Raw genomic sequence first — 7,931 nt, 5'->3', positions numbered from 1 at the left:
CAAGACAACGTCCCCTACGACCCCACCAAACACCGAGCACTCCAACGATTCATCACGACCCAAGACGCGGTGGCTTGACATAGGGCTTCTCATCCGGCCCAGACTCGGGGCAAGCTAACCCGATGCGAGTTGCTGCGCCCGCTGGTGCGAGACGCCGAGCACTCGGCCGATATCTCGCACGGTCAACCCACGGTCTTTCAGTTCGCGGGCGGCTGCGCGCCGTTCCCGTGCTGACTCGCATTGCGCGCTCGCGGCGATATCGGCGTGTCTGCTCGCCGACTCCAGGTGACGACGCACGCTCTCGGGGAGCTCGATGTGAATCTCAATGTCGAACGAGTCCACCGGAACATTCAGATACAGCGAAATCAGGTCACGGACCACGGGCTCAACCTCGGCCAAGTTGACCGCCATCGTGGGCAGGCCATGGTCTGGCCGGGTGCCCAAGCCGGGGACCCGTATTGCCCAATAACGTTCGTCTCGGCTGACGATGGCTTGGTAGGTGGTCATCGCCACCATCCTCTTCCCAACTTCGCCTCGCATTCTCGATAGATTTGTTCGGCGTGACGGTCGGTGAAGTCCCGATGCCTACGTATCGGGATCATGACGCCGTCAAGATCAAAGACGGTGTGGCTGGCACCCTCGCGGCGAACGACGAACTCCATGCCAATGGCCTTCGCGGCTTTCCGCACGTTTTTGATGACCTCCCTCCGCCTGGGCATAATATCCGTCTAGCCCTTACTAGGCAAGTTCGACAAGGGGGGCTTGCCACCATGTGCCTGTCGCGGTCCGGCTGAGTATCGAAGCACGCAAACTATCTGGGCAATCACTACGCGGCTATCCGAACACATATTCGGATGCTATCGGCGTCCACCGACATTGATGGTGTTCCACCGCTTCGGGTAAGGACGGTCTTGCTCGTTGGCGGCCGGTGATGACTCGCCCTCCGGCATGTCCGGTCGTGGCCGCGGGTGCCGCATCGGCGCCGCCGACATCGCGACCCCCGCGGTGGTGATCGTCGTATATCTGGCCGGACCGGGGGGTGCAGCATGGGTCCGGGGTGCGATAGCGTCAGCAACCGGTGCTTGCCCGCAGGGTTGCGCAGACCTGGTGCATGCGCACCGCGGACAACCGAGTGATCCTGCGACGAAATGCACGGCGCGGCAGGGTGTGAATGTTGTCGAAGTTGACCACGCAATCACTGGGCACGCCATCGCTGGCGGCGGTCAGTTCCAACTCCGACGTCAACCCCCGACGAGTTCGGGTCAACGCCGCGATGACCACACTGCCGATGCGGTCCGCCACCGGATCTCTGGTCAGGATCACAACCGGCCGGTCACCGCCCGGGGTTGCCGCGAACCACAGTTCACCGCGCCGCATCGGTCCACTCAGCCCAGTCGGCCCACTCCTCGGCAGGTCCCCAGTCGGCGACCTCGGCAAGCGCATCCTCACTAGGCGTCACCGGGCGTTCGACGTAGGCGCGGATATCCTGGTCGGCCGCCAGCTCCGCGAGCCGACGGCGCAACGCCTCGCGCAGGAACTCCGACCGGTCGACGTGCAATCGCTGCGCCCAGCGATTCATCTCGGCCATCTCCGTGTCATCGACACGGAAACTGATCATCGTCATACGACGATCCTAAGCGGTATTACGGGCTGCGAGAATTCTGACGCTGAACCGGTGTTGGACGATTCGACGTTCGTCCGGCTCTCACCGGCGCCGACCCTGCCGCGTACCGGCACACCCCGGACGCGGTCGAAGCCGCGCGCGGGGCGTTCCGAATGGGAGAGCCCCGCACGCAGGCGTGCGGGGCTCTCCGCCGGATGTACCTGACTAGCCGCTCGACGCGCCGGCCGTGCCGTTGGCACCGGTGGTGCCGTCGGCAACGCCGGTGGGCGCACCGGACCCGCCAGCGCCGCCCGTGCCGCCGGCACCCCCGGTGAGGCCGGCGCCGCCGTCACCGCCATCGCCGCCGTTACCGGGAGCGAGGTTAACTCCCGTGCTGCCGCCGCTGTTGAACCCCAGTCCCTTGAGGGCAATGCCGCCGGCACCACCGTCGCCGCCGGCACCACCGTCGCCTTCGGTGCCCCCGTTTGCGGCACCACCGGCACCGCCTTTGCCGCCGGCACCACCGTTGGCGGCGAAGCCGCTGACGTCGGAACCGCTATCGGAGCTGCCGCTGCCCGAGGTACCGGGGGTGTCACCGGTGCCGCCATTGCCGCCGGCGCCCCCGACACCGCCAGTGGTGCCTGCGCCGCCGGCCTCACCGCCGGCGCCGCCGGCACCGCCGTCGCCGCCGGTGCCTTGCGGCTGGCTTCCCAAGCCTGAGGGCGCGATGGTGTCTGACTCATAACCGGACACCTTGGGGGCGACGGCGACGGCACCGCCGTCACCGCCGGCGCCGCCGGCCACCCCGTCAGTGCTGGCGCCGGCGGTGCCGCCGTCAGCGGTACCACCGGCGGCGCCGGCGCCGCCGACACCACCATCGCCGCCAGCCCCGCCGGTGCCGGTCCAGAACGGCCCGCCCGGGGGCTCGCTGTCGGCGGTGTAGCCGGCCTGGCCGCCGGCCCCGCCGGTGCCGGCGGTGCCCGCGGTGCCAGCGGCGCCGCCGTTGGAGCCGGCGCCGCCGGCACCAGCGTTGCCGCCGTTGCCGCCGAGGCCGCCGTTGGCGCCGTTGGTGTCGGCGAAGCTCACGCCGTCGTTACTGACATCCGCCTGATTTCCGGTGACCCAGGTGTTCGCACCGGCGCCGCCGGCGCCGCCGTTGCCGGCGTCGCCGCCGTTGCCGCCGGCGCCGCCGTTGCCTTCGGCGCCCGAGATCTTGCCGACGATTGTGCCGGCGTCACCGCCGGCGCCGCCGTTGCCGCCGTTGCCGCCGTCGCCGCCGGCGGTGGGTGTGGATATCGTCCCGGGCGGCGTAGTTCCCAGCTCGGCCGAGGTCGGATATGTCGGATACCCGGGGGTACCGGGGGTGCCATCCTCGCCGGTGCCGCCGTCGCCGCCGTTGCCGCCGTCGCCGCTGTTGCCGAAGAGGACACCGCCGTTGCCGCCGTCGCCGCCGGCCCCACCGTTACCGCCGGACGCCCCGGCGGCGGTGGCGTCAAAGCCGTCGCCGCCGTTGCCGCCGTTGCCGCCCCAACCGACCGCCAGGCTAGCGAAGACGTCTTGGGGCTTGCCGTCGACGCCGGTGCTGGCCGCGCTGCCGCCGACACCGCCGGCGCCGCCGTCGATGTGACCCGAGGTACCGGCGCCACCGTCGCCGCCGTTGCCGCCGACACCCCACGCCTCGCCGCCGTTACCGCCGGCACCGCCGTCACCGACGACGGTGGAGCCAGCGGCGGAGTAGCCGGCGCCGCCGTCGCCGCCGTCGCCGAACCCGCCGGCGTCACCGCCGGCGCCGCCGGTGGGGTCGGCTTCGGTACCGGCCGCGCCGTTACCGCCGTCGCCGAAGAACAACCCGCCACCGACACCAGCACCGTCACCGCCGTTGGCATACGTCCCGACGTCACCGTTGCAGATCAGCCCACACGTGTCGATACCATCCGACTTAGCCAACTGGGCGACCACGTTGTTAATCGGGGCCAACGGACCCTCAAGAGTGTCAGCGATCTTCACCAAGTCCGCATTAAGCGGCGTCCAGATGGTGTTCAACAGGAAGTCACTGACAGAACTCGACGCGGCCGACCCAGCCGACCCATCACCCACCGCCGAGGCGGCCAGGCCGGCGAAATCGGCCGGGTCGAGCAGGTTCACGATCAAGTCTTCGAAATCAGCGTGCGCCGACGGAACAGCCACCAACGGCGTCAACCCGAACGCCAGAAACGCCCCCGCAGCGGTGCCCAGCCCCACCACACGGCCGCGGCGACCCATGGTGACCCTGCTGCCCCGTCCCCGGCCCCGCACCTCACGCCCGCCGAAACCCTGACCAGTCATGTGAAGCCCTCCCTATGTAGTAGCGCATGGTGTCCAACGCGAACTTATCGTCGGCAAAGCTATCTGATGGGATGCTCCTCGTCAAATTGAGTGGGATGTGTCACAGATTCTGTCCCAGGCGCCGATCCCGCTGACCTGCGCACTGGCATCAGCGGCCGCCGATCAGCCGACCCGCTCACGCAGGAACGCAATGTCGTCTTTCCTGCCCGCCTCGGCGGTCTCACAGATCACCGGCGCACCGGCCGCCTCGACCACCGCCACCAGCAACTCAGGATCGATCTGGCCGGCGCCGAGGTTGGCGTGGCGGTCTCGGCCCGAGCCGGCGGCGTCCTTGGAGTCGTTGCAGTGCACCACGTCGATGCGCCCGGTGATGGCCGTGATCCGCTCCACCGCGTCGGGCAGCGACTCACCTGCAGCCCAGGTGTGGCAGGTGTCCAGGCAGAATCCCACATCAGTGGCACCGATGTGATCCCAGAGCGCGGCGATGGTGTCGAAGTGGCGGGCCATCGCATACTCCCCGCCGGCGGTGTTCTCCACATAGACCCCGACCGTCGTCTCCAGGCGGTCCAGCGCCTTGCGCCATCGGACGAAACCGGCCTCCAGGTCGTCGTCATCGGCGCTGACGTGCCCGCCGTGGACGATCACCGCCTTCGCCCCGATATCCGCCGCGGCGTCACAGGTCTGCTGCAGCATCGTGCGCGACGGGATGCGCACCCGGTTGTTCGGCGAGGCCACGTTGATCAGGTACGGCGCGTGCACATAGATCGGCAGCGCCGCCTCCCTCAGCCGGGCGGCGTCGTTGCGGGGTTTGGGCGGCTTCCAGCTCTGCGGGTTGCCCAAGAAGATCTGCACCACATCCGCGCCGTCAGCTTCCGCGGCCGCCAGCGGGTCGGCTGGGCGCACATGCGATCCGATCAGCACGGCACTACCGCTTCGCCGCGCCGTCGATGATGCGCTCGAATACCCAGGACACCTCGGCGATCGACAGCACGGCGCTCACCTGCACCATCGTAAGTCCGGCCGACGGCTTGATGGGCGCCCACCGCAGACACCGAGCGTGAACTGGTTGCGAGTTTTCGGCCGGAAAGTCGCAACCAGTTCACGCTCGGCGAAACGCCGCCCGCGCGAGGGGCCTACCGGTAGTCGCTGTAGCCGTAGTCGTCCAGCGGCACCGCGGCGCCGGTGGCGGCGCCGAAGTCCGGGCTGTAGTACTGGTCCTCATACGACGGGATCGTGTACGCGGCGGCGCGGGCCTCCTCGGTCGGCTGCACGGTGATGTCGCGGTAGCGGGGAATCCCGGTACCGGCCGGGATCAGCTTGCCGATGATCACGTTCTCCTTCAGTCCGTGCAGCCGGTCGCTGCGGCAGTTGATCGCCGCGTCGGTGAGCACCCGGGTCGTCTCCTGGAACGACGCCGCACTCAGCCACGAGTCGGTGGCCAGCGACGCCTTGGTGATCCCCATTAACACCGGGCGCCCGGCGGCGGGCTCGCCGCCCTCGGCCACCACCCGACGGTTCTCCGACTCGAACTCGGCACGCTCGGTCAGCGAACCGGGCAGAAACTCGGTCGAACCCGAGTCGATGATGGTCACCCGGCGCAGCATCTGCCGGACGATCACCTCGATGTGCTTGTCGTGGATCGACACACCCTGCGCTCGGTAGACCTGCTGCACCTCCTTGACCAGGTGAATCTGCACCTCACGCGGACCCTGCACCCGCAGCACCTCGTGCGGGTCGGCCGAGCCCTCCATCAGCTGCTGACCCACCTCTACGTGGTCGCCGTCAGCCAGTAATCGCTCGCTGCCGTCCTCGTGCTTGAACACCCGCAGGCGCTGCCGCTTGGAAAGCTTGTCGTAGACCACCTCCTCGCCACCGTCGTCGGGCACGATGGTGATCTTGTAGAAGCGGTCGCCCTCCTCGAGCCGGATCCGCCCGGACACGTCGGCGATCGGCGCCTTGCCGCGCGGCACCCGGGCCTCGAACAGTTCCTGCACCCGGGGCAGACCACCGGTGATGTCCTCACCGACACCACCCTGGTGGAAGGTGCGCATCGTCAGCTGGGTACCGGGCTCGCCGATGGATTGGGCGGCGACGATGCCGACGGCCTCACCGATGTCCACCAGCTTCCCGGTGGCCATCGACCGGCCGTAACAGGTGGCGCACACGCCGGTACCGGTGGCGCAGGTCAGCACCGAACGCACCTTCACGCTCGTGATCCCCGCTGCCAGCAGCGCCTCGATCGCCGGGTCACCCAGGTCGTGGCCGCGCTCGACGACGACCTCACCGTCCTCGCCGACCGCGTCCGCTGCCAGCGTCCGCGCATACGCCGACGTCTCGATGAACGGGTTTCGGATCAGTGTTCCGTCGGGCTGGTGTTGCGCCAACTCGACGACAATGCCGCGTTCGGTTCCGCAGTCGCCCTCGCGTACGATCACGTCCTGGCTGACGTCGACCAGCCGACGGGTCAGGTAACCCGAGTCGGCGGTCCGCAACGCGGTGTCCGCCAAGCCCTTTCGAGCGCCGTGGGTGTTGATGAAGTACTCCAGCACCGTCAGGCCCTCACGGAAACTCGACTTGATCGGCCGCGGGATGAACTCGCCCTTCGGATTGGTCACCAGCCCCTTCATCCCGGACAGGGTGCGGGTCTGGGTGAAGTTACCGGTGGCACCGGAGTCGACGATGGTGATGATCGGGTTGTCCGCCGGGTAGTGCTCCCGCAGCGCCTGACCCACCTCGTCGGTGGCTTCCTTCCAGATCTCGACCAGGGCTTCGTTGCGCTCGTCGTGGTTCAACGCCCCGCGCTGGAACTGCTTCTCCACCTTGTCCGCCCGCGCCTCGTAGGCGTCGAGGATCTCGGCCTTGTTCGGCGGCACCAACACGTCGGCCATCGACACAGTCACGCCGGAACGGGTGGCCCAGTAGAAGCCGGCGTCCTTGAGCTTGTCCACCGTCTGGGCGACCACGATCATCGGATAGCGCTCGGCGAGGTCGTTGACGATGACGGCCTGCACCTTCTTGTGCATCTGGGTGTTCACGAACGGATAGCCCACCGGCAGCAGCTCGTTGAACATCACCCGGCCCAGCGTCGTCTCCGCCATCCAGGAATCGCCCGGCCGCCAGCCGCTCTCGCCGAACAGCTCGGTCTCCACCTCGACCGGTGGACGCAGTGCCGACAGCCGCACCTTGATCTTGGCCCGCACGCTCAGCGCGCCGCGGTCGACGGCCATGATCGCCTCCGCGGGTGAGGAATACACCCCGCGCTCCGGGCGATCCTTGGCGGCCGGGGTGTATTCACCGGTGTCGCCGGGAACCTCGGTGGTCAGGTAGTAAAGCCCGGTCACCATGTCCAGCCGCGGCATCGCCAGCGGACGTCCCGACGCCGGGGACAGAATGTTGTTGGACGACAGCATCAAAATGCGAGCTTCGGCCTGCGCCTCGGCGGAGAGCGGCAGGTGCACCGCCATCTGGTCGCCGTCGAAGTCGGCGTTGAACGCCTCACATACCAGTGGGTGCAGCTGAATCGCCTTGCCTTCCACCAGCATCGGCTCGAAAGCCTGAATACCCAGCCGGTGTAGGGTGGGCGCACGGTTGAGCAGCACCGGATGCTCGGCGATGACCTCTTCGAGCACGTCCCACACCTGCGGACGCTGGCGTTCCACCATCCGCTTGGCGCTCTTGATGTTCTGCGCGTGGTTGAGGTCGACCAGCCGCTTCATCACGAACGGCTTGAACAGCTCCAGGGCCATCAGCTTGGGCAGGCCGCACTGGTGCAGCTTGAGCTGCGGGCCGACCACGATCACGCTGCGGCCAGAGTAGTCGACGCGCTTGCCGAGCAGGTTCTGCCGGAACCGCCCCTGCTTGCCCTTGAGCAGGTCGGACAGCGATTTCAGCGGACGGTTACCCGGTCCGGTCACCGGCCGGCCCCGACGACCGTTGTCGAACAACGCGTCCACCGACTCCTGCAGCATCCGCTTCTCGTTGTTGACGATGATCTCCGGAGCAC

At 68.2% G+C, this 7,931-nt stretch carries 6 protein-coding genes; all 6 read right to left on the bottom strand.

Annotated features, from left to right (window positions below; all coding sequences use genetic code 11):
- Positions 1-114: 114 nt before the first annotated feature.
- Positions 115-507, bottom strand: coding sequence for a type II toxin-antitoxin system HicB family antitoxin (locus AC2VOP_RS04460; protein WP_486959824.1), 393 nt, complete (start codon positions 505-507; stop codon positions 115-117).
- Positions 508-1,068: 561 nt separating this feature from the next.
- Positions 1,069-1,377 carry a type II toxin-antitoxin system PemK/MazF family toxin gene (locus AC2VOP_RS04455; protein WP_486959823.1) on the bottom strand — a complete coding sequence of 103 codons (309 nt, stop codon included), beginning with the start codon at positions 1,375-1,377 and terminating at the stop codon, positions 1,069-1,071.
- Positions 1,364-1,618 (bottom strand): ribbon-helix-helix protein, CopG family, encoded by a 255-nt coding sequence (locus AC2VOP_RS04450; protein WP_486959825.1) that lies wholly within the window; start codon positions 1,616-1,618, stop codon positions 1,364-1,366. Before AC2VOP_RS04450 ends, AC2VOP_RS04455 begins: the two co-directional genes overlap by 14 nt.
- Before the next feature lie 210 nt (positions 1,619-1,828).
- Entirely contained in the window at positions 1,829-3,928 is a 2,100-nt protein-coding gene (locus AC2VOP_RS04445; RefSeq protein WP_486959822.1) for a PE family protein, read from the bottom strand.
- Positions 3,929-4,090: 162 nt separating this feature from the next.
- Positions 4,091-4,849 carry a deoxyribonuclease IV gene (locus tag AC2VOP_RS04440; protein ID WP_486959821.1) on the bottom strand — a complete coding sequence of 253 codons (759 nt, stop codon included), beginning with the start codon at positions 4,847-4,849 and terminating at the stop codon, positions 4,091-4,093.
- Positions 4,850-5,061: 212 nt separating this feature from the next.
- Positions 5,062-7,931: DNA-directed RNA polymerase subunit beta' (gene rpoC, locus AC2VOP_RS04435; protein WP_486959820.1), on the bottom strand; the 2,870-nt coding region annotated here is incomplete at its 5' end.

The sequence above is a fragment of the Mycobacterium sp. TH-M106 genome (genome assembly GCF_057473765.1).
The sequence above is the reverse complement of the archived record's forward strand: the minus strand, read 5'-3'. Positions and strand labels throughout refer to the sequence as shown.

What these genes read in the sequence shown, in the direction of transcription:
- AC2VOP_RS04445 (WP_486959822.1), bottom strand. Translation starts at nt 3,928, where the DNA reads ATGACTGGTCAGGGTTTCGGCGGGCGTGAGGTGCGGGGCCGGGGACGG.
- AC2VOP_RS04450 (WP_486959825.1), bottom strand. Translation starts at nt 1,618, where the DNA reads ATGATCAGTTTCCGTGTCGATGACACGGAGATGGCCGAGATGAATCGC.
- AC2VOP_RS04460 (WP_486959824.1), bottom strand. Translation starts at nt 507, where the DNA reads ATGACCACCTACCAAGCCATCGTCAGCCGAGACGAACGTTATTGGGCA.
- AC2VOP_RS04455 (WP_486959823.1), bottom strand. Translation starts at nt 1,377, where the DNA reads ATGCGGCGCGGTGAACTGTGGTTCGCGGCAACCCCGGGCGGTGACCGG.